The organism is Thiosocius teredinicola (assembly GCF_002009425.1).
Classification (GTDB): Bacteria; Pseudomonadota; Gammaproteobacteria; order Chromatiales; family Chromatiaceae; genus Thiosocius; species Thiosocius teredinicola.
Map to the genome: position 1 here is coordinate 2,900,701 of NZ_CP019936.1, position 22,709 is coordinate 2,923,409.

Consider the following 22,709-nt stretch of genomic DNA (forward strand, 5'->3'; position numbering starts at 1 on the left):
CACTCAAGACGGGACCGGCAGTATACCCAAGACGACGTCGCTGCCGGGCAGCAATCCGACCACGGCGACCACCATCGGCCACAGCAGCTGTCCCAGCACCTTGGTGACCAGCAATCCTATCAGGATGAACATCCCAAAAGGTTCGATCCGCGCGTACATTTTCGACAATTCGGCCGGCAGTAGCCCGGTCATGATGCGCCCGCCGTCGAGCGGCGGAATCGGCAGCAGGTTCAGCACCATCAGCATGACGTTGACGATCACGCCGGCGATGCCCATCAACAGTAACGGCAGCGCCACGGCGTGCATCGTGTGCAGCAGGTTGTGCGCCAGCAGCAACAGCAGCGACCAGGCGACCGCCATCAGGAAATTTACGCCGGGACCGGCGGCCGCGACGATCGCCATGTCACGCTTCGGCGAGTTGAGGCGCTCGGGTACGACCGGTACCGGCTTGGCCCAGCCAATCACGAAGCCGGTGAAGCTCAGCATCAGCAGCGGCACCAGCACGGTGCCGATCGGATCGATATGCGCCAGCGGATTGAAGGTGATCCGGCCGAGTTTGCGCGCCGTCGGGTCGCCCAGGCGGTCGGCCATCCAGCCGTGTGCGGCCTCGTGAACGGTGACGGCAAAGATCAGCGGCAACGCCCAGACCGCGATCCACTGCACGAGGGATAATTCTTCCATGGCCGCGATTATATCGCTGCGTTGTGCCGCTGGCGCGCCTGCATGGGTCGCTTAGCCCGAACATTTCACCAGCCGAACAACGCCATTGTTTTAAGTATCTGGAGCGGCAAGGATTTCCTTGAATCGTGATGCGAACGCCACATTTACAGTTTGTACCCGGCGTCGTTCTATTCGGATTCCTGCGGTTTCTCGCTCGCTGCGGCTTGGCTTTCAATCAAGCCATAGCGACGGCTATGACCTTTCGCTCCAAGCCGGCGCCTCAACGGCTGCGAAACGCGCCAGTTCTGCGAATACTGGTGAAGTGTTCGGGCTAGTCGGTGAACAGCGACACATCGCCCAGTCCGGCGCGCAGCACCTTGGGCGGGTCTTCGTGCAGATCGATCACGCTGGTCGGCTCATAGCCGCAGTAGCCGCCGTCGATGATCAGATCGACCGCATGGCCGAGGGTATCGCGCATCTCGTACGGGTCCATCATCGGCATGTCTTCGCCCGGCAGGATCAGCGTGCTGCTGAGCAGCGGCTCGTTGAGGTCGTCGAGCAGCGCCAGGGCCACCCGGTTGTCCGGGATGCGCACGCCGATCGTCTTGCGCTTGGCGTGCATCAGCCGCTTGGGAACCTGCTTCGTCGCCTGCAGGATGAAGGTGTACGGACCCGGCGTCAGATTCTTGATCAGGCGGTGGGCCTGGTTGTCCATCTTGGTGTAGGCCGAGAGCTCGGACAGGCTGCGTCCGATCAGCGTGAAATTGTGCTGTTCGTCGAGACGCCGGATCTGACGAATACGATCCATCGCCGTCTTGTCGCCGATCTGGCAGCCGATGGCATAACTGGAATCGGTCGGATAGATCACCACCCCGCCGTCGCGCACGATGTCCGCGGCATGACGAATCAACCGCGCCTGAGGGTTCTCAGGGTGGATCTGAAAAAACTGAGACATCTTAAATCAATGGCTTATCAGCCAATCCTTCCAAATTGGTTTACATCCCTGCGGTAGCTCGGGCAATCGACCGAGCTCGATCCAGGGCTGTTCCGGTCCGTGGTAATCGGAACCGGCGGATGCCAGCAAACCAAAATCACGCGCATGGTGCGCCATCGTGAAGTAGTCGTCCTTGCTATGACTCCCCGAGACGACCTCAAGCGCCGCGCCGCCGACCTCGACGAATTCGCCGATCAGCCGCCGCAGCTTGGTTCGCGTAAGGGGGTATCGCGCCGGGTGTGCGATTACCGCTTGCCCACCCGAAAGCCGAATCCAGCGCACCGCATCCTCGAGTTCGGCCCATTCGCCCGGCACATAGCCCGGCTTGCCGTTCACCAGGTACTTTTTGAACACCGCGCGCACATCGCTGGCGTGGCCATTATCCACCAGAAATCGTGCGAAATGGGTGCGACTGATCAAACGACCGTTGGATAGTGCGCGTGCGCCCTCGAACGCACCGTCGATGCCCTTGGCGGCCAGGCGCCGACCGATCTCTTCAGCGCGCCAATCGCGAAACTCGCGCAAACCTGCCAGGCCGCCGTTCAAGCGCTCGTCGTCCGCGGCCACGTTCAGACCAACAATGTGAATGGTCAGTGATTGCCAGGTGACCGAGATCTCGACACCCGGCACGAAACCGATGCCGACCTCGCGCGCCGCGTCGGCAGCCTCTGCGACACCCTCGAGCGTGTCGTGATCGGTCAGGGCCATCACCTCCACACCCCCGGCCTGGGCGCGGCAGATCAGCTCGCGCGGCGTCAGCGTGCCGTCGGAGGCGGTGGAATGGGCATGTAAATCAAATGAACTGGGCATAGCGCCGATTTTACAGGAACACCCGCGCCGCCGTTCGCCGACAAAGGCCGTGGTAATCGGCGCTATGCACCCTGTGCGATCAACTGTGCGTGCTACACTTCCGCGCCATGAAAGTCCCGCCGGTCGACCTTTCCCACCTTCGAGAACGCTATCGCGAACTGGCCACGCGAGTGCACGAGTTATGGGAATCGTCCAACCTCGCCCACGACGACGTCGACACCCCGGAACTGTTGCGCGACGCGATGTCGCAGCTGATCGACATGCTGCGGCTGATCGGTACCGACGAGTCGCCGGCCGACAGCGCCGAGATCAACACGGTGGGTGAATACGGCCTGCACTTGATCGACGAACTGGCAAAGGTCGCGGCCAGCCTCGATCAGACCCGGCTCGCGTCGGAGATCGAACACCTGGCCATGCCGTTCGCCCTGTGGGTTGCGCGTCATGGCGGCGAGATCCGTCACCTGCAGCCGGTGGTCAACGCCCTGGCGCATTACGCCAACCAGGTCAGCCACCCGCAGGAGATGGCGGCGCTCTACACCCAGTGCTGCGAATTGATCGATGCGGTGAGCCCGGCGTGTGAAGATGCCTCGGGAACCGATCCGCAACACCCGTGGCGCCTGCTGTTGCTCAATCGCGCGATTGTCGCCACCCGCAGCCACAATCCCGAACTCATGGAACCCGCCTTCGACGCCGTGGTCGAAATGCTGCCGAACGATGCCCGGGGATTCTTCGCCGAGGGGATGGAGCAGATCACCATCATCGATTATCCCGAAGCGGTACGCGATGTGATTCGGCGCTATTTTCTGATGTTTGCCTCGTCGCGGCGCCTGCACTAAAGGAACGACAACTGCCGATGAAGATGCTCGTCGACCTGTTTCCGGTCATTCTGTTTTTCGTCGCCTACAAGCTGACCGATATCTACGTGGCTACGCAAGTCGCCATCGGCGCTGCCGTGTTGCAGGTGGCTTACCTCAAACTGCGCCGCGGTCGTGTCGAACCGATGCACTGGATTACGTTGGGTTTCTTGGTGGTCCTCGGTGGACTGACCCTGTTCCTGCATGATCCAACCTTCTTGAAGTGGAAACCAACCATCGTGAACTGGTTGCTGGGCGCCGGCTTCCTGCTGTCATCAATCTTCATGAAACGCGATCTGCTACGTCGCATGATGGATCAGTCGCTGACGCTGCCCGATGCCGTGTGGCGCAACCTGAACATCGCCTGGGTGGTGTTCTTCTTCGCCTCGGGCGCGATCAACCTGTTTGTTGCTTACAACTTCTCGGAAGACACCTGGGTAAATTTCAAGCTGTTCGGCTTCCTCGGCCTGACGCTGCTGTTCATGATCGCCCAGGGTTTCTATCTCGCGAAGTACCTGCAAGCCGAACCCGATTCACCGCAAACGCAAGAGGATTGATGCCATGCTTTACTGCATCGTTGGCACCGATGTAGCCGACAGCCTGCCGCTGCGCAAAAGTGCGCGCGAAGGCCATCTGCAGCGACTCGAACAACTGCAACAAGAAGGCCGCCTGGTACTGGCCGGCCCAAACCCGGCGGTCGACAGCAATGATCCCGGTGAGGCCGGATTCACCGGCAGCCTGATCGTCGCCGAGTTTGCCGACCTGGATGCCGCCAAGGCCTGGGCCGATGCCGATCCGTACATCGCCGCCGGCGTCTATGCCGACGTGATCGTCAAACCCTTCAAACAAGTCTTTCCCAAATAACGCCGCCAAGGCGTCAGGAGAAAACCGCAATGCGAATCACCGCAACTCGATTCGGCGCACTGGTCTTGTGCCTTGGGCTCGCCCTGCCGGCGACCGCCGAACAGACTGCCACCGAGGATCAGGCAGCCCAGGAAACCACCGAACCGCAAACCATCGTGACGATCGATGGCAAGCCGATCACCAACCTGCATTTTGCGCTGTTCGTCACCCAGACCGGCCGCCAGCCGGAGGATGCCGAGTCGCAGATCGACCTGTTGAACGAGATGATCAACAACTTCATGGTGGCCGAATCGGCAGAAGGCCAGGCCCTGGCCGAAGAACCCGAGGTCAAAGCGGCTTTGGAAGTGGCGCGCGCCCGCTTGTTGGCGCAGAGCTTCATCCGCTCGGAGATCGCCAAGGTCAAGATCGACGAAGACGAGATCAAGAAGATCTACGACGAACAGTACGGCAACAAGAAACGTCAGGAATTCAAGGCGCGCCACATCCTGCTCAATAGCGAAGAAGACGCCAAGGCCCTGATCAAGGAGCTGGATGGCGGCGCCGACTTTGCCGAGCTGGCCAAGCAGCGCTCGATCGGACCGAGCAAGACAGTCGGCGGCGATCTGGGCTGGTTTGCACCGGACGAGATGGTTGCGGAGTTCGCCGACGCAACTGCTGCGCTGGAAGACGGCGCCTACAGCAAGGCGCCGGTTCAGACGCAGTTCGGCTGGCACGTGATCCTGCGTGAAGAGAGCCGTGAGTCGCCCCCGCCTTCGTTGGATACGGTACGCGCCGAGATTACGCAGAAAATCCAGCAGGAACAGGTGACCGAGGCGGTGTCGGCAATCCGCAAGAAGGCCAATATCGAAGTTCAGGAAGCCGCCCAGTAAGCAAAACAAAACCCGCCGGCACGAACTGCCAGGCGGGTTCTGTTATCGGCCTACTCGTTCAGCTGTCGTCTTTCTTCGGCGCCTTGCCGATCCGGCTGATCGGCACCACGTCGGCCGGCGCCGGTTCGTCGGTGAAGTAAGGACGCTCCTGGGCAACGCCTGCCGCATCGGCCAGCTCGCGCTCACGCAACGAGATCAGGCCGAGACAATGCCGCACGTCCTGGATGGTCTGGTCTGACAGGGGATGTTTCATCGCCCGGCTGGGCGGGGTCGTGTCCTTGATGATCTGCGCCAATACCTTGCGCATCACCACCAGGATTTCTCGTTCTTTGCGGCTCTCATCGCTCATGATGATCCGGGCTCCGTAGCTTGATTGCCGACAGGATACCCGAATCGTCCTGACCAAAGCCATGCGGCCCGTGAGCCAATATCGGCCCACGGACGCCTGAGCGAATTACGTCTACTTGAAGATGGTCTCGATCGAGAAGCCTTCCTGCTCGAGGATACCGCGCAAGCGTTTGAGCGCATCCATCTGGATCTGGCGCACGCGTTCACGCGTGACGCCGAGTTCGTTGGCCACCTGTTCGAGCGTCGAGTTCTCGTAGCCATGCAATCCGAAACGCCGCTCGACGACCTCGCGCTGCTTATCATTCAGCTTGGCCAGCCAGGCATCGAGGTGACCGGAGATATCATCCGCCTGGATGTGCTCGGTGGGATCGGTCGCGCTTTCGTCGGCGATCGTATCGAGCAGCGGCTTGTCGGCGTCTTTGCCGTAGGGCGTGTCGACCGAGGTCACGCGTTCGTTCAGGCCGAGCATGCGTTTGACCTCGTCGATCGGACGGTCGAGCAGATCGGCGATCTCCTCGGCGGTCGGTTCGTGGTCGAGGGTTTGCGTAAGTTGACGCGCCGCACGCAGGTAGACGTTGATCTCTTTGACCACGTGAATCGGCAGGCGGATCGTGCGCGTCTGGTTCATGATCGCGCGCTCGATCGTCTGGCGAATCCACCAGGTCGCGTAGGTCGAGAAACGGAAACCGCGTTCAGGGTCGAACTTTTCAACCGCACGAATCAGCCCGAGATTGCCTTCCTCGATCAGGTCGAGCAATGCCAGCCCACGGTTCATGTAACGCCGCGCAATCTTCACCACCAGGCGCAGATTGCATTCGATCATGCGACGGCGTGCCGAGGCGTCACCCTTTTGCGCCAATCGCGCGTAGTACACCTCTTCTTCGGCGGTCAGCAGTTTGGAAAAACCGATTTCGTTGAGATACAAACGCGTTGCATCCAACTGGCTATCGGGCACCTCGCCGGCAGCGTACTTCTTTTCGCTGTCGTCGTTATCGTCGTTGTCGTCATTCGACGATTCGGCTTTTACCTCGTCGTCGCCGTCAACTTCCAAATCTTCTTCGAGATTTTCGATATCGTCATCGACCTCTACGTCGGCTTCCTCGCGCTTAGCGGGCATGCGACCCCTCCATCACTTTTGTGACTACGTGAACCAAAGGTGCAGTAACTGCCGGTTTTACAGTCTGGGCAACAACCCTTTCGGATCGACCGGTTTACCGTCACGTCTGATTTCAAAATGCAGTAGTGCGTCGCCGTTATTCGCGGTACCCATCTCTGCAATCTTCTGTCCTTTGGTGACCTGGTCGCCTTCCTTGACCAGGATCTTTCTGTTGTGTCCGTAGGCACTCAGATATTTATCATTATGTTTGATGATAATAAGCCGCCCATAGCCGATCAGTCCACTACCGCTGTAGACCACGCGTCCCCCTTCGGCGGCTTGAATCGTGTTCCCAATCCGACCGCCGATCTTGATGCCGCGACGCGACGGATCAGAGGCATTGAACTGCGATACGATTTTTCCTCTCACGGGCCATGCCCATGCAAGGTACGTCGGACCACTTTTGGTCGATGTGGGTTTTGCCACGGGCGGTGTAGATTTCTTCGGCGGAGAAGTTTTGGCCGAGGTGCGCGGCTTCGTTTTCGGCAGCGGCGTGGCCGTCGATCGCGTCGGTGGGCGCGTAGCCGGCAGCGCGCGCGTCTGCGTCGATGAGCGATGCGAGGTGGCCGACGATGCACGGCGCGTCGTGGGTGCCGACAATCTTAGGGTTTGCCCGGGGTAGATGCGGTAAGGCGGGCGAATACCGTTCCATGCAGCGACCAGGCGGTAATCGATGCCCTTCTGCCAGGCTATACCGTAGAGGGTGTCGCCGCGTTGCACGCGGTAGACATCACCGCTTACCGTCGGACGCGGCGCCGGTGCGGTGCGGGCCGGCGGTTTGGCACCGCGCGTTTCTACCGGCGCACGCCAACTCGCTGTACAACCGGCAAGCATCGCGACGATCAACAGCGAGCAGAGCAATGCCGGCAGGTTTCCCTTCCTGAGAGACCTGTAGGGTTGCCCGCGTGTCCAGAAGGTTGCCTGCTTCAAGATCCCCGCTTCTTCAGCGCATACTTAATAACGATACACCAGCACTATGATGACGATGGCGGCGACCGTCAACCAACCCAGCCAGTCGACCCAACGGTGCAGTTTCGCTTCCATCGACTCACCGCCCCAGGCCATCAGCAACGACACCAGATAAAAGCGCATACCGCGTCCGATGAACGATGCCAGCACGAACGGCAGAAACGCCATGCTGAGCACACCGGCGGTGATCGTAAAGACCTTGTACGGAATCGGTGAAAAGCCGGCGGCAAAGATGGCGACAAAGCCCCACTCTTCGAACCACTGCTTGGCCAATGCGAAAGGTTCGGCGTAACGGCCTTCCGTCAGCAGCGACTGCACCAACTCGAAGGCAAACATGCCGATCAGGTAACCGAAGATACCGCCGGCGACCGAGGTGAGCGTGGCCAGCGTGGCAAACCACACGGCGCGCTTGGGTTGCGCCAGACTCATCGGCGCCAGCATCACGTCGGGCGGAATCGGAAAGAATGACGATTCGGCGAAACTCAGGCCACCGAGATACCACGGCGCATGCGGATGGCGCGCCCAGACCATCGCCTTGGCGTACAACGACGAAAAGATTTTCACTCAGATGACTCCGCCGAGCAGAGGAACAAAACTGACGCGCTCCAACATCTCATGCTCGTAGCCGTCATCGGTGCGATGCACACGCACCAGGGCCTGCTGATCGCGCAAACCGATCGGCAACACCATGCGTCCGCCGGGACGCAGCTGTTCGACCAAGGCGAGCGGTATCCCTTCCGGTGCTGCGGTCACGATAATGCCGTCGAACGGCGCGTACTCGGGCAGCCCCATTCCGCCGTCGGTGTGTTTGGTCACGATGTTACGAATCTTCAGTGCCTGAAAACGCCGCCGCGCCTGATCGAGCAGTACCTTGATGCGCTCGACGGTGTAGACGCGGCGCACCAAGGGTGCCAACACGGCAGTCTGATATCCGGACCCGGTGCCCACTTCGAGAATGTTTTCCAGCGGTCCTTCGGCGATCAGCGCCTCGGTCATACGCGCGACGATGTAGGGTTGCGAGATTGTCTGGCCGTTGCCGATCGGCAGCGCCGTGTCTTCGTAGGCACGACTGGCCAGCGCTTCGTCGACGAACATGTGACGCGGCGTGTTGCGCATGCTGTCGAGCACACGCGTATCGCGCACACCCTCGTCGCGCAGACGCTGAATCAGACGCTCGCGCGTGCGTTGCGAAGTCATGCCGATGCCTTGATTCAGCGGCGTCATACGCCGGCCTCCAACCAGGCGGCAAGATCCGGTAGCGCCTGGTGTCGGGTCAGATCCACCTGCAAGGGAGTGATCGAGACAAAGCCGTTTCTCACCGCGTAGAAGTCGGTGCCGGGACCGGCATCCTGCTCTGCGCCGGCTGGGCCCACCCAGTAGATCGGTCGCCCGCGCGGGTCTTCGGATTTCACCACCGGCTCTGCCTTGTGGCGGTGCCCCAGACGGGTCGCTGCATATCCCTGCAACTGATCGAACGGGATATCGGGTACGTTCACGTTCAGAATCGAATCCGACGCGATCGGCTGCTCGCACAAACGCTTCACCAGCATGGCGGCCACGCGAGCGCCGGTATCGAAATGCTGCGGCGTGTGCGACGACATCGACACGGCGATCGCCGGATATCCCAGAAACCGTCCCTCGGTCGCGGCCGCCACGGTACCCGAGTAGAGCACGTCGTCACCCATGTTGGCGCCGGCATTGATGCCGGAGACGACCATGTCCGGCTCCTGTTCGAGCAATCCGGTAATCGCCAGGTGCACGCAGTCGGTCGGCGTGCCGTCGACCCGGATAAAACCGTTCTCCGCGGTCGCAGCACGAATCGGTATCTCCAGCGTCAGCGAGTTGCTCGCACCGCTGCGGTCGCGGTCCGGCGCGACCACCACCGTGTCGGCGATCGTCGCCATCACATCGTGCAGTGCCTTCAGGCCCGGTGCCTGATAGCCGTCGTCGTTACTGAGGAGAATTCGCATGCCGTCCTAGTTGTGCACCGCCCCCAACTGCGGGCCGGTCTTGAAGCCGCCGATGATACTGCAAACCGTGCACCGCCTCACCTTGATCTATGGTTGGGAACCCGTTTCAATCGACAGCATGGGCGATCCACCTGACACCCCCGAAAACGACGACAGCGACCTGTTTCAGACCGCGATGGGCGACGTTGAGCCGATCACGCCGGAGCAGGTCGAGCCGTACCGTAAGAAACGTCGCCCCGAGCCGCTCAACCTGCCGGTGGGCGACGAACAGGAAGACGAACTCGCCGACCTGGCGATCGAAACCGGCGAGTTCCTCGAGTTCCGCCGCCCGGGCATCCAGAACCGCCTGTTCCGCGACCTGCAGCGCGGCGTGATCGAACCCGAAGGCACGCTCGATCTGCACGGGCTGCGCGTGCACGAGGCCAAGCCGGCCCTGGTGCGGTTTCTGAACTACCACCGCGACATCGGTCGACGTTGCGTGCGCATCATCCACGGCAAAGGTCGCGGATCCGGCCAGCAGCCCGTACTCAAGCAGAAAACCAACCAGTGGCTGCGGCAGCGCGAAGACGTGCTGGCGTTCGCCACCGCACCGCGCTGGGACGGCGGCACCGGGGCGGTCTACGTGCTGCTATCGGGCAAGTTTCGTCGCACCGATTGATCCGACGCGCACAACCCGAATCCCGTTCCTCGCCACTCACCCGCAGTCGCCGAAGCGCTTGGCCTGCATCTTGCTGAATTCCGCTCAGAGAGAACGATGACGGAGATTCACCATGCTCGAACGTTACCGCATTGAAGCGCTTTCGCTGGCCGTGCTGACCGCGGTCGCCATTCAGGTTTTTGCCCCCGGCTCCGGCCTGATCGCGATCGTTTCGGGCTTTTTCCTGGTTCTTGGCGGCACATTGTTGACCGCGCTGATGAGCCACTCGGGCAGCTCGATCAAGATGCTGTGGCAACTGGTCGTGGATTTTCGCCGCCAGCCGAAGGACCTGGGCGACGACGAGCAAAGCCTGCAACGCTTCTTCCATGCGGCAAATGCTTTCCGCCGCGGCGAAATCCGGCCGGCCGAGGTCACCGCCCGCAAGATTGCCGAACCGGTGCTGCGACGCGGCACCCAACTCGTGCTCGACGGCTTTCCGCGCGAGCAAATCAGCCTGGCCCTGCAACGCCAGATCGCCGAAGAGCGCGACCAACTGCGCCACCCGGTCGACATGTTGCGCGCCATGAGCAACTACGCGCCGGCATTCGGCATGCTCGGCACCCTGCTCGGCCTGGTGCAGATGCTGTTCGGCCTGGGCTCGGGCGACCTGGGCAGTATCGGTGCGGCCACCGGATTCGCCATGCTGACCACCGTGTACGGCCTGGTGCTGTCGAACCTCGTGTTCAAGCCGCTTGCCAGCCAACTCGAACAACGCGGCCGCCGCGTGATCAACCGTCGCGTGGCCCATCTGCAGGCCATCATGATGCTGTTCGATCGCCAGCACGCCGAGCTGATCCGCGAGATGATGGATGAACTCAACGCGCTGCAGGATATGCAGAAGGTGTCGCTGCAACTGCAACTGGCGAAGGCACACGCCTGATGTCGCATTTCGACGCAGCCATCCCGTCCAACGGCCAGTCGCCGCTGGACGCGCTCAACTGGTACTCCTGGGATACCGAGAAGTCGGAAACCAGTTGGCTGCTCACCTATGTCGACGTACTCAGCATCATCCTGGTGGTAATGGTGGTGCTGCTCGGGCACACCGCGATCATGCAAACCGAGTTGATCGAGACCGAACCCGACAAGCGCCTGGCCGTGCCGGTCGAACCTGCCAAGGTGACTGCACCGGCGAAGCCGAAAACCGTAACGCGCCCACTACGCATCCCGCCGCCGCTGACGATCGAGCTGCCTGAAGATTCAGCGTCGCAGCCCGGCTTTCTGACCACCGCGGTGAACGAGCCGGTGACACAGATCGTCGAACCGCCGCTGGCCACGCCAGCAGCACCCCGCGAAACCATGTCGGACTTGCTGGCAACCACTGCCCTGCTCGATCTGCAATCGCCGATGTGGCTGCCCACCCCCGTAGCGGCGCCGGCGGCGCTCGACGAGCCACTGGCCCCATCGGCCGTAGCAGAGGCACCCGCCGACTCGGCCCAGACCCGCCTGGTCAATGCGATCGAAAACACCCTCGGCAACGAAGTCAGAATCATCCCGCAGGAACGCGGCGTTTCGCTGGAAATCGCCGAGGTGATCCTGTTCGACTCCGGCAAGGCCGAGCTGAAACCGCACGCCACACCCGTGCTGCAACAGATCGCGCTGTCGTTGAAAGAGACGGTCAACGCCGAGATCTCGATCGAAGGCCACACCGACAACCGTCCGATCCACCACGGTCGTTTCGCATCGAACTGGGAGCTGGCCGCGGCACGCGCGAATCAGGTTACGCACTTCCTGTTGAACGCCGGCCTGGATGCCGATCGTGTACGCTCGATCAGCTATGGCGATGCCAAGCCGATCGCCGACAACGCCACCGCGGCAGGTCGCGCCGCCAACCGCCGCGTAAATCTGCGCGTTGACTTTCTGTGAGTGCAGATACCGCTAGCTGATCGACGCTGCGCGCTGTGGCTCGCTGACCAACTCGCGCAACACCGATGTCGCATAGGCACCCGAGGTCAGGCCGAAGCTGAGGGCCAAGGCGTCGTCCTGCCATCGCCACGTCAGATCGTCGACGACCAGGCGTAGCGCGCGACGGTCTGCGTCGAGACCGAACCGCTGCAGTCCATCGATCCAATGCTGCCAGTCGGCCAGCGCCTGTTGCTCCAGCAGCAGCACTTCTCCAGCGGGTAGCAAGGCGCGACTCGAACGACCGCACAGCGGACCACTTGGATGGATATCGCGAACCGCTATCCGCTCCGCGATCGATGCATCGTCGGGATCGTGCATGAACTGGCGCATCGCACCGGCCAACAGCAACACGTCACCATCCATCGCTGCATCCCAAGTGCCGGCCGCAACACGCGCTGCAAGCACCTGGTTGAACAGCTGCGAACGCGCCGCGGACAACAGCAGGCTGCGCTGTTCGCGCTTCGGTTTGCGCCCACGTCCGGCAAACAGCGCATCCGCGCGGGCCAGGTTCTGTCCTTCGCGGCCAAAGCGCTGCGTACCGAAGTAGTTCGGCACACCGCTCTCACCAATCTGCCGCAGCCGTTGTTCCGCCAGATCGCGATCCCCGCCAACCGAATGCACGGTGATCTCGAAACGGTTGCCGCGCAGCGAGCCGCGGCGGATCTTGCGATTGTGACGCTGCGCATCGAGGATCTGCAGCGAGTCATCCTCGATCGAACGCCAATCAGGCGCCTCGCGACCGGGGAGTTGCACGGTGAAGTGTTGTGTCGTCACCGCATTGCGATCTTTCAGACCGGCATAGCCCACGGCGACTTGGCCGACACCGGCCAGCTTGGCCAACTCGCGCGCCACCTCGTGCGTGTTGCGTTCGCGTTTGCGCACGGTGAGAAACTCGTGCTCGCCGTCACCCGACGGACCATAGCCGAGCTCTTCGACAACGATGAAATCTTCGGGGGTTTGGCGTAGCACGCCGGTCACTACCGGACCGCCCAAGGCGTACGGCAGATCGCGTGTCGGGTCAGCAGAGAAAACAGTCTCGTCCATCAGATTTTGAGCAGCAGCACCACGGCGTGTGCGGCGATGCCCTCCTCACGCCCGGTAAACCCCATGCGTTCGGTGGTGGTCGCCTTGACGTTGACGGCATCGAGCGCAACGCCCATGTCTTGGGCCAGATGCTCGCGCATCGTGGCGATATGCGGTCCCATGCGTGGCGCCTGCGCAACGATCGTGCTGTCGAGGTTACCGACGCGCCAACCGCGCTCGGCCAAGGCATCGCGCACGCGGCGCAACAGCACGCGGCTGTCGATGCCACGATAGGCATCGTCACTGTCGGGGAAATGCTTGCCGATATCGCCCAGCGCCGCAGCACCCAACAACGCGTCGCATACGGCATGTATCAGCACATCGCCGTCCGAATGTGCCTCCAGCCCTTTGTCGTGATCGATTCTGACACCGCCGATCGTAACGAAGTCGCCCACACCGAACCGATGAGCATCATAACCGTGACCAACCCGCATGCTGTTCCCCTCATCAAACCGGGGCGATGATAGCACTCAGGGAGCGCTAAACTTACGAGATGCCGATCTTCGATACCCATTGCCATATCGATGTAGAAGACTTCGACGCCGATCGCGCCGAGGTGTTGCGCGCGGCACGCGCTGCGGGGGTGCAAGACATGCTGGTGCCGGGCGTACAGCGTTCGACGTGGCCTTCGCTGATCGCTTTGTGCGAGGGTGATCCGCATCTCCACCTGGCGCTGGGCATGCACCCGGTCTACTTGCAACAGCATCAGGATACGGACATCCCGGCACTGGTCGAGGCCGTGGAGCGGCATCAACCGATCGCCATTGGCGAGATCGGCCTTGACTGGTATGTCGACGGCCTTGATCGCAACAAACAGCAGGCACTGTTGGAGCGACAACTACAGGTTGCACAGGATGCCGGGCTGCCCGTGGTGCTGCATGTGCGTAAGGCGCACGATGCAATGCTGAACACGCTCAAGCGCTATCGTCTGACAGGCGGTTTCAGCCATGCCTTCAACGGCAGCCTCGAACAGGCACGGCGTTATCTGGACATGGGTTTTTGCCTGGGCTTCGGCGGCATGCTGACCTACGAACGTTCATCGCGCCTGCGCCGGCTCGCCACCGAGTTGCCAGTCGAGGCCATCGTGCTCGAAACCGATGCCCCCGATATGACGGTCGCGTCGCACCAGTACGAACGCAACAGCCCCGCTTACCTTCCCGACGTCTTAAAAACCTTGGCCGAGCTTAAGCAGATGAGCGAGGACGAGGTTGCCGCGCAGACGACAGCCAATGCCAAGCAAATACTGGGATTGATCTGAGCCGACCGCGAGCGGACGACTTCGGTATCGACGAACCGCGACTACCAGGGTTTGCCGTCGCGTTGGCGCTCAAGATAATAAGCGGCCAACGGCAGATCTTCAGGACGCGTGATCTTGATGTTGTCGGCCGAGCACTCGACCATGATCGGTTGGTGACCGGCCCACTCGATGGCACTCGCCTCGTCGGTCACCAACACGCCGGCTTCGAGCGCGCCGCGCATCGCATCGAACAAGGTGCCGAAGCGAAACATTTGCGGTGTGAAGGCATGCCACAGGTGGGTGCGTTCAACGGTGTTGAGAATGCGATCGGCCGAGTCGGTACGTTTCATCGTATCGCGCACCGGCATACCCAGCAGCCCGCCGATCTCCTGATCGCGCACCATGGAAACGAGATGATCGATGTCGTGTCGGCGAACGCAGGGCCGCGCCGCATCATGCACCAGCACCCAGTCGTCGGCCGCAGCACGCGGTTCGAGCGCCGCCAGCGCGTTCAACACGGAGAAACAACGCTCGGTACCGCCGGTAACCCGCACCAGGTCCGGATGGCCGGCAAACTCGCTGTCGTCCCACCAGCCGTCTTCTTCGCTAAGCGCCACATACAGGCCATCGACCATGGGATGCAGCAACAGGCGTTCGATGGTGTAATCGATCACGCTGCGACCGTTGAGGTCGAGATACTGCTTGGGGACCTTGCTGCCCATGCGACGACCGACGCCGGCCGCCGGCACGATGCACCAAAACGACGGTGCGCTCACGGCTTGCGGCTCTCGGGCGGAACCAACTGAAAGTAGGTCTCGTCTTTGCGGATCAAGCCGAGCTCGCTGCGCGCTCGCGCCTCGATCGCTGCCAGGCCTTCTTTGAGGTCATCGACCTCGGCCTGGAGCGTCGCGTTACGTTCTTGAAGATCTTCGAGTTCCGCGCGCTGGTCGGCGATCTGGCGCTTCAGCATCGCAACCTCGGCGAGGCTACCCTCACCGACCCACAGCCGGTACTGCAATCCCAGCAGCACCAGCAGCAGAACGCCAACCGCTACCTGAAGCTTCCAGCTCACAGCGCGCGGATCAAGAGTCAGAAGCAGGGAAACGCACTCTTACCGGCGTACTCTGCTTCATCACCGAGCTGATCCTCGATGCGCATCAACTGGTTGTATTTGGCCACGCGGTCGGAGCGCGAAAGAGAACCGGTCTTGATCTGACCGGTCGCGGTGGCGACCGCGAGATCGGCGATCGTCGTGTCCTCGGTCTCGCCCGAGCGGTGCGAGATCACCGCGCTGTAACCGGCATCGTGTGCCATGCCGATGGCTTCGAGTGTCTCGGTCAGGGTGCCGATCTGGTTGAACTTGATCAGGATCGAGTTGGCGATGCCCTTGTCGATGCCTTCCTTGAGGATCTTGGTGTTGGTCACGAACAGATCGTCGCCGACCAGTTGTACGCGCTTGCCGAGTTTGTCGGTCAGCAGCTTCCAGCCGTCCCAATCGCCTTCGTCCATACCGTCTTCGATCGAGATGATCGGGTACTGGTCGACCCAGCCGGTCAGGAAGTCGGCAAAACCGGCAGAGTCGAACGACTTGCCTTCCGAGGCCAGCACGTACTTGCCGTCTTTGTAGAATTCCGAGCTGGCGGCATCCAGGCCGAGGTAGATGTCGTCGCCGGGTTTGAAGCCGGCCTTGGTGATCGCTTCGAGGATGACCTCGATGGCCTCTTCGTTGGAGCGCAGGTCGGGGGCGAAACCGCCCTCGTCACCGACGGTGGTCGCCAGCTTGCGCCCGCCGAGTACGGATTTCAGTGCATGAAACACCTCGGCGCCGTAGCGGATGGCCTCGCGAATCGAGCCTGCCGCCACCGGCAGGATCATGAACTCCTGCAGGTCGACGCTGTTGTCCGCATGCTCGCCGCCATTGATGATGTTCATCATCGGTACCGGCATCTTGTAGGTGCCGCTACCCAGCGATTGATACAGCGGCATCGCCTTTTCCTGCGCCGCGGCATGCGCGGCAGCGAGCGACACGGCGAGGATGGCGTTGGCGCCGAGGCGCGATTTGTTGTCGGTGCCGTCGAGGTCGATCATGCGCCGATCGATGGCTTCCTGTCCGCCGACCTCCTGCCCCAGCAAGGCGTCGCGGATCTCGCCGTTGACGTTGCCTACCGCAGTCAAAACCCCCTTACCGAGGAAACGGTGCTTGTCGCCATCGCGCAGTTCGAGCGCCTCGCGCGAACCGGTCGATGCGCCGGAAGGGGCTACCGCCCGACCAATCGCACCGTCGGCGGTCAGCACATCGGCTTCGATAGTCGGGTTGCCGCGCGAATCGAGGATCTCTCGGGCGCGGATATCGATGATGTCAGACATGGGTACTCCTGAACTCAAAAAAATTCGTGGCAGAGCCGGCAGCCGCGCTGGAAGGCGCATGCTGCCGGCTCTCCGATAAACCTAGTCAACTGTCGGGTCGGCGACAGCGGAATGCCGTGTCAGCCGACGAGTTCCTGTTCGATAAAACCGCGCTGTTTGACGCAGCGGTCGAGCTCGACCAGGGTTTGCAGCAGGCGCTGCATTTTATCCAACGGCCAGGAATTGGGGCCGTCGGACATCGCGTTTTGCGGGTCCGGATGGGTCTCCATGAACAGACCGGCGATGCCGACGGCGACAGCCGCGCGCGCCAGCACCGGCACGTGTTCGCGCTGTCCGCCCGATTTATTGCCCATGCCACCGGGCTGCTGCACCGAGTGGGTCGCATCGAACACCACCGGACAACCGGTAGAACGCATGACGGCGAGACCGCGCATGTCGGAGATCAGCGTGTTGTAACCGAACGACACACCGCGCTCGCACACCATGATCTGTTCGTTGCCGGTGGCCTTGGCCTTGTCGACGACGTTGTTCATGTCCCACGGCGCGAGGAACTGGCCCTTTTTGATATTGACCGGCTTGCCCGCCTTGGCGACGCTCTGAATGAAGTTGGTCTGGCGACACAGAAATGCCGGCGTTTGCAATACGTCGACGACCGAGGCCACCTCGTCCATCGGCGTGTCCTCATGCACGTCGGTCAACACCGGCACGTTCAGTTCGGTCTTGACGCGTTCGAGGATGCGCAGGCCTTCTTCGAGACCAGGACCGCGCGGGCTGCTGTGCGACGAACGGTTGGCCTTGTCGAAAGACGATTTGTAGATGAAGGGAATACCCAGTTCGCTGGTGATGCCCTTGAGCGTTTCAGCAACCGACAGCGCCGATGCCTCGCTCTCGATGACACAGGTACCCGCGATCAGAAAGAACGGATGATCGAGGCCGACCTCGAAACCGCATAGATTCATGCTGAAACTGCCTCTTCGACGTTTTTATTGCGATGGGTAGCGGCTGCCTCGACGAACCCCTGAAACAGCGGATGGCCGTAGCGCGGTGTCGACGTGAACTCCGGGTGGAACTGGCAGGCGACGAACCACGGATGTGACGGAATCTCGATCATCTCGACCAGTCGTCCGTCGATCGATGTACCCGCCACTTTCATGCCGCTGTCCTCGAGATCCTGACGGTAGCCGTTGTTGAACTCGTAACGATGCCGATGACGCTCGCTGATGATGTCTTTGCCGTACAGCTTGCGCGTAATAGTGCCTTTGGCCAGTTTGCACTGCTGCGCACCCAGTCGCATCGTGCCGCCGAGATCGGCATCCGCCGCGCGTTGCTCAATCGAGCCGTCGGCGTTCAGCCATTCAGTGATCAGCGCGATCACCGGATAAGGCGACGCCGGATCGAACTCGGTGCTGTGCGCACCTTCGAGTTTGGCAACATGACGTGCAAATTCGATGACAGCGACCTGCATCCCCAGGCAGATGCCCAGATAAGGGATGCGGTTTTCACGCGCATACTGCGCCGCGGCGATCTTGCCTTCCACGCCTCGCTCGCCAAAGCCGCCCGGCACCAGGATCGCGTCCATATCCTTCAGCGTACCGATGCCGTCGCTTTGCAGGGCCTCGGAATCGATATAGTGGATATTGACCTTGTGGCCGGTCTTGATGCCGGCATGGATCAGCGCTTCGTTGAGCGACTTGTACGATTCGGTCAGATCGACGTACTTGCCGACCATCGCGATATCGACTTCGCCTTTCGAATGATCCAGGCCATCGACGACCGCCTGCCATTCGCTCAGATCGGCCGGCGGCACATCGAGGCGCAGTTGATCGACGACGATCTCGTCCAGGCCTTGCGCATGCAACAGCAACGGGATGCGGTAGATGCTGTCGGCGTCGACTGCCGAGATGACGGCGCGCTCAGGCACGTTGGTGAACAGCGCGATCTTGCGGCGCTCACCGTCGGGCACGGGACGGTCGCCGCGGCACACCAGCACATCCGGCTGGATACCGATCGAACGCAGTTCCTTGACCGAGTGCTGCGTCGGCTTGGTCTTGATCTCACCCGAGGCCGCGATGTACGGCACCAGCGTGAGGTGCATGAACAAGGCGTTCTCGCGCCCCATCTCGACGCCCATCTGACGGATGGCCTCGAGAAACGGCAGCGATTCGATGTCACCCACGGTACCGCCGATCTCGACCAGCGCAACGTCGGCATCGGCCGAACCGCGGCGCACGCTTTCCTTGATCTCGTTGGTGATGTGCGGAATGACCTGCACGGTACCGCCGAGGTAATCGCCACGGCGCTCCTTGCGGATCACGTTCTCGTAGATCTGGCCGGTCGTGAAGTTGTTGTTGCGTCCCATCGTGGTACGGATGTAACGCTCGTAGTGCCCCAGATCGAGGTCGGTTTCGGCACCGTCGTCAGTGACGAATACCTCACCGTGTTGAAACGGGCTCATCGTGCCCGGGTCGACGTTGATATAGGGATCCAGCTTGATCATCGTGACCTTGAGGCCACGCGCTTCGAGCAAAGCGCCAAGCGAAGCAGAGGCAATACCTTTGCCTAGGGACGACACAACGCCGCCCGTAATAAAAATGCATTTAGCCATGGGCCGGAGGGCTCAAAAAGGAGGTTGCAACGGACGGGCTTAAACGGTACCAGAGAGCCCCTCTGCACTCAATCACAAATCGCGACCGGGTTTAACTTCTGGGAACTTGATCAGGATCAGAGGCAGTGTCAATTTGCCCTTATATTCCAACGTTTTAGCGGCAATTCGCCGGTTTTGGCGCTAGTGGCAGCCAATGCATTGGTCTATATTCAGTCTTGCTCGGGAAGGAACGATCCCGACTCCGTGCCGACGACTCATCTCCCCGGCAGTGCCATGAGTCCCGTCGACGCAGGGAGGCTCACCTCACTCACACAAAAGCTCACTCAAGGAGTTAACGAAATGCGGAAGTTCGCAAAAGCACTTAGCGCTGCGCTCGTCGCCGGCGCAGCTGCATTAACCATGTCATCGGCTAGCGCCTGGTGGGGTGGCGGCCCCTGGGGCGGCGGTGGCCCGTGGGGCGGCAACAACTGGGACAACAACTACAACCGCGGTTACGGCTACGGCAACACCTCGGGCTGGGGCGACGGCTGGGGCTCGGGCGATGCCGCCGGCGCCGGTGATTTCAGCATGAATATGAGCGGCCGCGGCAACACCAATATGCGTGGCTACGGCAGTGGCTACGGCTACGGTGACGGCTATGGCCGCGGTTACAACTACAGCGCCCCCGGCTGGGGCGGCTACGGTTACGGCCCCGGTTACGGCGGTTACGGCCCATGGGGCGGCGGTTACGGCCCCGGCTGGGGTGCTCCGGTAGCACCGCCTGCGGCCCCCGCAGCACCGGCCGCGAGCGAATAAGCTTCTCGCTCGAGCACCAAAGCCCGTCCCGTCGTGGACGGGTTTTTTTTGCGCGTCTCTTTCTACCTAACTAAGGTTATTGATCAAGGTCAAAAAAATTCGCACAATCACAGTGCAGTTTCCGATCAACCCTCAGGGAACCAACAAAGGCATTCACCTTGGCTGAGAAGAACGTCATTTCACTCGATAAAATCAAGGTTGCTTGTCGTGATTGCAGCCTCTCCATGCTGTGCCTCCCCATGGGCCTGAGACCGGAGGATGTCGATCGTCTGGATGCGATCGTCAAACGTAATCGACCGCTGCAACGCGGCGATCACCTCTTCCGCTCGGGCGAACCGTTCCGCAATCTGTACGTTGTCAAGACGGGGGCGGTCAAAACCTATACGCAGACCAATGACGGCGATGAACAGGTCGTCGGCTTCCATCTGCCCGGCGAGGTGCTGGGCATGGATGCGATCCAGGAAAATCTGCACGGCTGTAGCGCGCGTGCACTCGAAACCACCGCAATCTGCGAGCTGCCCTTCGAGCGGCTTGAAGACCTGGCCTCCAACATCCCCAGCCTGCAGCACCAGATGTTCCGTCTGCTGAGCAAAGAGATCAGCCAGGACGCAGAGATGATGACGCTGCTCGGACGCAGCACGGCTGAAGAGCGGGTTGCCTCGTTCCTGCTGAGCCTGTCCGACCGCTTTCATCGACGTGGTTTCTCGGCGTCGGATTTCTTCCTCAGCATGTCACGCCAGGAGATCGGCAGTTATCTCGGCCTGGCGCTGGAAACGGTGAGCCGGCTGTTTACCCGCTTCCAGGAGGAGAAGATCCTCAAGGTCGAGCGCAAACACGTGCAGATCCTCGATCTGGAACGACTGCGTTCCATGGTTACGCATCAAACCCATTGCGAGCGTCATCGCGCAAGACCATCAAATTGATCTAGCTCAATTTGAAAGCGACAAAAATCATTGCGATGTGGGTCTGCGACACCCAGTTGACCCACATCAAAGTAGCGACTCCTTATTAACAATTAGTGTGCGCCCCAGATCGGTTGGTTCCGTGTTGAAACCAACCGATGGTTTTTTCACTTGGGAGACGCGTAATGGAGTCACAGACCACCTACAACTACAAGGTCGTGCGCCAGTTTGCGGTGATGACGGTTATCTGGGGCATCGTCGGGATGCTCGTCGGCGTTATCGTCGCGGCTCAGCTGGCCTTTCCGACACTCACCGATGGTATTTCGTTCCTCAGCTACGGCCGCCTGCGTCCGTTGCATACGAACGCTGTCATATTTGCCTTCGGCGGTTCGGCCTTGTTCGCCACGTCGTACTACGTGGTGCAACGCACCTGTCAGACCCGGCTGTTCGGTGGTCCGCTGGCCTCCATCACCTTCTGGGGTTGGAACCTGATCATCGTACTGGCTGCCATTACGCTGCCCCTGGGTATCACCAGCGGTAAGGAATACGCCGAACTCGAATGGCCGATCGACCTGCTGATCGCCGTCATCTGGGTGATCTACGCGATCGTATTCTTCGGCACGGTCGCCACACGTAAGGTCAAGCACATCTACGTAGCCAACTGGTTCTACGGTGCTTTCATCCTGACGATTGCGGTACTGCACATCGTCAACAGCGCGTTCATCCCGGCCACCCTGACCAAGGGCTACAGCTTCTACCCCGGTGCCATCGATGCGATGGTCCAGTGGTGGTACGGCCACAACGCCGTGGGCTTCTTCCTGACCACTGCGTTCCTCGGCATGATGTACTACTTCGTACCGAAGCAGGCCGGTCGCCCCGTCTACTCGTACCGTCTGTCAGTCGTCCACTTCTGGGCACTGATCTCGACCTACATGTGGGCCGGTCCGCACCACCTGCACTACACCGCACTGCCCGACTGGGCACAGTCGGTCGGTATGATCTTCTCGCTGATCCTGCTGGCACCGTCCTGGGGCGGCATGATCAACGGCATCATGACCCTGTCGGGCGCCTGGCATAAGCTGCGCACCGACCCGATCCTGAAATTCCTGATCGTTTCGCTGTCGTTCTACGGCATGTCGACCTTCGAAGGTCCGATGATGTCGATCAAGACCGTCAACGCGCTGTCGCACTACACCGACTGGACCGTGGGCCACGTGCACTCGGGTGCGTTGGGTTGGGTTGCGATGGTATCGATCGGTTCGCTGTACTACCTGATCCCACGTATGTTCGGTCGGGTTGAGATGGCGAGCATGAAGCTGGTCGAGTTGCACTTCTGGACGGCCACCATCGGCGTTGTGCTGTACATCGCTGCCATGTGGATCGCCGGTGTCATGCAAGGCCTGATGTGGCGTGCAGTTAACGCCGACGGCACCCTGACCTACTCCTTCATCGAATCGGTGGAACGTACCTATCCGTTCTACTACGTCCGTCTGCTCGGCGGGGCCATGTTCCTCGGCGGCATGCTGTTGATGGCCTACAACGTCTGGAAAACGGCCTCGCAGGGCCGTGTAGCCGACGCTGACGATGCCATTCCGGCACCGGCAGCCCACTGATAAGAAAGGAGTAC

27 protein-coding genes are annotated in these 22,709 nt (G+C 61.1%); 11 read left to right on the top strand and 16 right to left on the bottom strand.

Translation table 11 applies throughout. From position 1 onward, the window contains the following. Positions 1-3 precede the first annotated feature (3 nt). The 3 genes from B1781_RS13810 to B1781_RS13820 all read right to left on the bottom strand — a co-directional run bounded on the left by B1781_RS13810 (position 4) and on the right by B1781_RS13820 (position 2,464). Complete coding sequence (locus tag B1781_RS13810) at positions 4-681, bottom strand: site-2 protease family protein (protein ID WP_078120216.1); 678 nt, start codon at positions 679-681, stop codon at positions 4-6. Positions 682-991: 310 nt separating this feature from the next. Further along, complete coding sequence (locus B1781_RS13815; RefSeq protein ID WP_078120217.1) at positions 992-1,615, bottom strand: L-threonylcarbamoyladenylate synthase; 624 nt, start codon at positions 1,613-1,615, stop codon at positions 992-994. A gap of 6 nt (positions 1,616-1,621) precedes the next feature. Beyond that, the gene (locus B1781_RS13820) at positions 1,622-2,464 is read right to left on the bottom strand and encodes a PHP domain-containing protein (protein WP_078120218.1); all 843 of its coding nucleotides are present in this window, start codon (positions 2,462-2,464) and stop codon (positions 1,622-1,624) included. Between the two features lie 107 nt (positions 2,465-2,571). Here B1781_RS13820 and B1781_RS13825 point away from each other — a divergent pair, with 107 nt between their 5' ends. The 4 genes from B1781_RS13825 to B1781_RS13840 are packed head-to-tail and all read left to right on the top strand — an operon-like array spanning position 2,572 to position 5,051. Next, on the top strand, positions 2,572-3,300 hold the full coding sequence (locus B1781_RS13825) for a hypothetical protein (protein ID WP_078120219.1): 729 nt from the start codon (positions 2,572-2,574) through the stop codon (positions 3,298-3,300). Between the two features lie 17 nt (positions 3,301-3,317). Beyond that, positions 3,318-3,875, top strand: a complete 558-nt coding sequence (locus B1781_RS13830; RefSeq protein ID WP_078120220.1) for a septation protein A — start codon at positions 3,318-3,320, stop codon at positions 3,873-3,875. A gap of 4 nt (positions 3,876-3,879) precedes the next feature. Beyond that, complete coding sequence (locus B1781_RS13835) at positions 3,880-4,182, top strand: YciI family protein (protein WP_078120221.1); 303 nt, start codon at positions 3,880-3,882, stop codon at positions 4,180-4,182. 29 nt (positions 4,183-4,211) lie between these two features. Further along, on the top strand, positions 4,212-5,051 hold the full coding sequence (locus tag B1781_RS13840; RefSeq protein ID WP_078120222.1) for a peptidylprolyl isomerase: 840 nt from the start codon (positions 4,212-4,214) through the stop codon (positions 5,049-5,051). A 58-nt stretch (positions 5,052-5,109) separates the two neighbouring features. Here the strand turns inward: B1781_RS13840 and B1781_RS13845 are convergent, their stop codons facing one another. From B1781_RS13845 to surE, 6 genes are all read right to left on the bottom strand, one after another. Next, positions 5,110-5,400 carry a segregation and condensation protein A gene (locus tag B1781_RS13845; protein WP_078120223.1) on the bottom strand — a complete coding sequence of 97 codons (291 nt, stop codon included), beginning with the start codon at positions 5,398-5,400 and terminating at the stop codon, positions 5,110-5,112. A gap of 111 nt (positions 5,401-5,511) precedes the next feature. Beyond that, positions 5,512-6,516: an RNA polymerase sigma factor RpoS gene (rpoS, locus tag B1781_RS13850; RefSeq protein WP_078120224.1), complete on the bottom strand. Its 1,005-nt coding sequence runs from the start codon at positions 6,514-6,516 to the stop codon at positions 5,512-5,514. A 57-nt stretch (positions 6,517-6,573) separates the two neighbouring features. After that, positions 6,574-7,275, bottom strand: coding sequence for a peptidoglycan DD-metalloendopeptidase family protein (locus tag B1781_RS13855; protein ID WP_164513396.1), 702 nt, complete (start codon positions 7,273-7,275; stop codon positions 6,574-6,576). Positions 7,276-7,509: 234 nt separating this feature from the next. Beyond that, positions 7,510-8,088, bottom strand: a complete 579-nt coding sequence (locus B1781_RS13860; protein WP_078120226.1) for a YqaA family protein — start codon at positions 8,086-8,088, stop codon at positions 7,510-7,512. Further along, positions 8,089-8,748 carry a protein-L-isoaspartate(D-aspartate) O-methyltransferase gene (locus tag B1781_RS13865; RefSeq protein WP_078120227.1) on the bottom strand — a complete coding sequence of 220 codons (660 nt, stop codon included), beginning with the start codon at positions 8,746-8,748 and terminating at the stop codon, positions 8,089-8,091. Then, the gene (gene surE, locus B1781_RS13870) at positions 8,745-9,494 is read right to left on the bottom strand and encodes a 5'/3'-nucleotidase SurE (protein ID WP_078120228.1); all 750 of its coding nucleotides are present in this window, start codon (positions 9,492-9,494) and stop codon (positions 8,745-8,747) included. Before surE ends, B1781_RS13865 begins: the two co-directional genes overlap by 4 nt. A gap of 52 nt (positions 9,495-9,546) precedes the next feature. Here surE and B1781_RS13875 point away from each other — a divergent pair, with 52 nt between their 5' ends. The 3 genes from B1781_RS13875 to B1781_RS13885 all read left to right on the top strand — a co-directional run bounded on the left by B1781_RS13875 (position 9,547) and on the right by B1781_RS13885 (position 12,054). Then, positions 9,547-10,152 (top strand): Smr/MutS family protein, encoded by a 606-nt coding sequence (locus B1781_RS13875; protein ID WP_334223728.1) that lies wholly within the window; start codon positions 9,547-9,549, stop codon positions 10,150-10,152. A 112-nt stretch (positions 10,153-10,264) separates the two neighbouring features. After that, a complete protein-coding gene (locus tag B1781_RS13880) occupies positions 10,265-11,071 on the top strand; it encodes a motility protein A (RefSeq protein WP_078120229.1) in 807 nt (268 codons plus the stop codon). Further along, a complete protein-coding gene (locus B1781_RS13885; protein ID WP_078120230.1) occupies positions 11,071-12,054 on the top strand; it encodes an OmpA family protein in 984 nt (327 codons plus the stop codon). Before B1781_RS13880 ends, B1781_RS13885 begins: the two co-directional genes overlap by 1 nt. Positions 12,055-12,066: 12 nt before the next feature. Here B1781_RS13885 and truD read toward each other — a convergent pair whose 3' ends face one another. Then, complete coding sequence (truD, locus tag B1781_RS13890) at positions 12,067-13,137, bottom strand: tRNA pseudouridine(13) synthase TruD (RefSeq protein WP_078120231.1); 1,071 nt, start codon at positions 13,135-13,137, stop codon at positions 12,067-12,069. Continuing rightward, positions 13,137-13,610, bottom strand: coding sequence for a 2-C-methyl-D-erythritol 2,4-cyclodiphosphate synthase (gene ispF / locus B1781_RS13895; protein ID WP_078120232.1), 474 nt, complete (start codon positions 13,608-13,610; stop codon positions 13,137-13,139). The genes truD and ispF overlap by 1 nt, the downstream gene beginning before the upstream one ends. A gap of 59 nt (positions 13,611-13,669) precedes the next feature. On the opposite strand from ispF, the gene B1781_RS13900 reads away from it, so the two are divergent. Then, positions 13,670-14,434 (top strand): TatD family hydrolase, encoded by a 765-nt coding sequence (locus B1781_RS13900; RefSeq protein ID WP_078120233.1) that lies wholly within the window; start codon positions 13,670-13,672, stop codon positions 14,432-14,434. Between the two features lie 41 nt (positions 14,435-14,475). On the opposite strand, the gene ispD is transcribed toward B1781_RS13900, so the two are convergent. From ispD to B1781_RS13925, 5 genes are all read right to left on the bottom strand, one after another. Next, positions 14,476-15,189, bottom strand: a complete 714-nt coding sequence (ispD, locus tag B1781_RS13905) for a 2-C-methyl-D-erythritol 4-phosphate cytidylyltransferase (protein WP_078120234.1) — start codon at positions 15,187-15,189, stop codon at positions 14,476-14,478. Next, positions 15,186-15,485, bottom strand: a complete 300-nt coding sequence (ftsB, locus tag B1781_RS13910) for a cell division protein FtsB (protein ID WP_078120235.1) — start codon at positions 15,483-15,485, stop codon at positions 15,186-15,188. Before ftsB ends, ispD begins: the two co-directional genes overlap by 4 nt. Positions 15,486-15,502: 17 nt before the next feature. Beyond that, positions 15,503-16,780, bottom strand: coding sequence for a phosphopyruvate hydratase (eno, locus tag B1781_RS13915; RefSeq protein ID WP_078120236.1), 1,278 nt, complete (start codon positions 16,778-16,780; stop codon positions 15,503-15,505). Positions 16,781-16,899: 119 nt separating this feature from the next. Beyond that, positions 16,900-17,739, bottom strand: coding sequence for a 3-deoxy-8-phosphooctulonate synthase (gene kdsA, locus B1781_RS13920; RefSeq protein ID WP_078120237.1), 840 nt, complete (start codon positions 17,737-17,739; stop codon positions 16,900-16,902). After that, positions 17,736-19,385, bottom strand: coding sequence for a CTP synthase (locus tag B1781_RS13925; protein ID WP_174575410.1), 1,650 nt, complete (start codon positions 19,383-19,385; stop codon positions 17,736-17,738). The genes kdsA and B1781_RS13925 overlap by 4 nt, the downstream gene beginning before the upstream one ends. 399 nt (positions 19,386-19,784) lie before the next feature. Here B1781_RS13925 and B1781_RS13930 point away from each other — a divergent pair, with 399 nt between their 5' ends. The 3 genes from B1781_RS13930 (at position 19,785) to ccoN (ending at position 22,695) form a co-directional block, all read left to right on the top strand. After that, on the top strand, positions 19,785-20,180 hold the full coding sequence (locus B1781_RS13930) for a sulfur globule protein CV1 (RefSeq protein WP_334223729.1): 396 nt from the start codon (positions 19,785-19,787) through the stop codon (positions 20,178-20,180). 158 nt (positions 20,181-20,338) lie between these two features. Beyond that, entirely contained in the window at positions 20,339-21,103 is a 765-nt protein-coding gene (gene fnr, locus B1781_RS13935) for a fumarate/nitrate reduction transcriptional regulator Fnr (protein ID WP_078120239.1), read from the top strand. Positions 21,104-21,267: 164 nt separating this feature from the next. Next, positions 21,268-22,695 (top strand): cytochrome-c oxidase, cbb3-type subunit I, encoded by a 1,428-nt coding sequence (gene ccoN, locus B1781_RS13940; protein ID WP_078120240.1) that lies wholly within the window; start codon positions 21,268-21,270, stop codon positions 22,693-22,695. Positions 22,696-22,709: the final 14 nt, after the last annotated feature.

What these genes read in the sequence shown, in the direction of transcription:
- B1781_RS13810 (WP_078120216.1), bottom strand. Translation starts at nt 681, where the DNA reads ATGGAAGAATTATCCCTCGTGCAGTGGATCGCGGTCTGGGCGTTGCCG.
- B1781_RS13815 (WP_078120217.1), bottom strand. Translation starts at nt 1,615, where the DNA reads ATGTCTCAGTTTTTTCAGATCCACCCTGAGAACCCTCAGGCGCGGTTG.
- B1781_RS13820 (WP_078120218.1), bottom strand. Translation starts at nt 2,464, where the DNA reads ATGCCCAGTTCATTTGATTTACATGCCCATTCCACCGCCTCCGACGGC.
- B1781_RS13825 (WP_078120219.1), top strand. Translation starts at nt 2,572, where the DNA reads ATGAAAGTCCCGCCGGTCGACCTTTCCCACCTTCGAGAACGCTATCGC.
- B1781_RS13830 (WP_078120220.1), top strand. Translation starts at nt 3,318, where the DNA reads ATGAAGATGCTCGTCGACCTGTTTCCGGTCATTCTGTTTTTCGTCGCC.
- B1781_RS13835 (WP_078120221.1), top strand. Translation starts at nt 3,880, where the DNA reads ATGCTTTACTGCATCGTTGGCACCGATGTAGCCGACAGCCTGCCGCTG.
- B1781_RS13840 (WP_078120222.1), top strand. Translation starts at nt 4,212, where the DNA reads ATGCGAATCACCGCAACTCGATTCGGCGCACTGGTCTTGTGCCTTGGG.
- B1781_RS13845 (WP_078120223.1), bottom strand. Translation starts at nt 5,400, where the DNA reads ATGAGCGATGAGAGCCGCAAAGAACGAGAAATCCTGGTGGTGATGCGC.
- rpoS (WP_078120224.1), bottom strand. Translation starts at nt 6,516, where the DNA reads ATGCCCGCTAAGCGCGAGGAAGCCGACGTAGAGGTCGATGACGATATC.
- B1781_RS13865 (WP_078120227.1), bottom strand. Translation starts at nt 8,748, where the DNA reads ATGACGCCGCTGAATCAAGGCATCGGCATGACTTCGCAACGCACGCGC.
- surE (WP_078120228.1), bottom strand. Translation starts at nt 9,494, where the DNA reads ATGCGAATTCTCCTCAGTAACGACGACGGCTATCAGGCACCGGGCCTG.
- B1781_RS13875 (WP_334223728.1), top strand. Translation starts at nt 9,547, where the DNA reads ATGATACTGCAAACCGTGCACCGCCTCACCTTGATCTATGGTTGGGAA.
- B1781_RS13880 (WP_078120229.1), top strand. Translation starts at nt 10,265, where the DNA reads ATGCTCGAACGTTACCGCATTGAAGCGCTTTCGCTGGCCGTGCTGACC.
- B1781_RS13885 (WP_078120230.1), top strand. Translation starts at nt 11,071, where the DNA reads ATGTCGCATTTCGACGCAGCCATCCCGTCCAACGGCCAGTCGCCGCTG.
- truD (WP_078120231.1), bottom strand. Translation starts at nt 13,137, where the DNA reads ATGGACGAGACTGTTTTCTCTGCTGACCCGACACGCGATCTGCCGTAC.
- ispF (WP_078120232.1), bottom strand. Translation starts at nt 13,610, where the DNA reads ATGCGGGTTGGTCACGGTTATGATGCTCATCGGTTCGGTGTGGGCGAC.
- B1781_RS13900 (WP_078120233.1), top strand. Translation starts at nt 13,670, where the DNA reads ATGCCGATCTTCGATACCCATTGCCATATCGATGTAGAAGACTTCGAC.
- eno (WP_078120236.1), bottom strand. Translation starts at nt 16,780, where the DNA reads ATGTCTGACATCATCGATATCCGCGCCCGAGAGATCCTCGATTCGCGC.
- kdsA (WP_078120237.1), bottom strand. Translation starts at nt 17,739, where the DNA reads ATGAATCTATGCGGTTTCGAGGTCGGCCTCGATCATCCGTTCTTTCTG.
- B1781_RS13925 (WP_174575410.1), bottom strand. Translation starts at nt 19,385, where the DNA reads ATGGCTAAATGCATTTTTATTACGGGCGGCGTTGTGTCGTCCCTAGGC.
- B1781_RS13930 (WP_334223729.1), top strand. Translation starts at nt 19,785, where the DNA reads ATGTCATCGGCTAGCGCCTGGTGGGGTGGCGGCCCCTGGGGCGGCGGT.
- ccoN (WP_078120240.1), top strand. Translation starts at nt 21,268, where the DNA reads ATGGAGTCACAGACCACCTACAACTACAAGGTCGTGCGCCAGTTTGCG.